The 232-nt window shown below is 67.2% G+C and carries 1 protein-coding gene; it reads left to right on the forward strand.

Annotation, left to right across the window (positions count from 1 at the left end):
- The coding region (locus G6N75_RS03295) for a hypothetical protein (protein ID WP_165346643.1) at window positions 1-232 on the forward strand (232 nt) is incomplete at both ends.

A 232-nucleotide genomic window follows, 5' to 3' on the forward strand; every position in this document is an offset into this window, starting at 1 on the left:
TCGCACAACTTCCCGGACGGCGAGTTCGTGTCGCGGCGTGACACGGTGTACGACGTGACGTACCCGACCTACATGACGAACTGCAGCGTCTGCCACCGCGACGATGTCGTGCCGGCCGCGGGCGTGTCCGCCCTCGAGGCCGCGAACGCCATGCCGGTCACGGGTCCGGGCTGCTTCAGCTGCCACGGCAGCTTCGAGAGCTTCGACTTCGAGGCGGGCAATATCCACCTGG

The sequence above is a fragment of the Thioalkalivibrio sp. XN8 genome, assembly GCF_011058255.1.
In the GTDB taxonomy this organism is placed as follows: domain Bacteria; phylum Pseudomonadota; class Gammaproteobacteria; order Steroidobacterales; family XN24; genus XN24.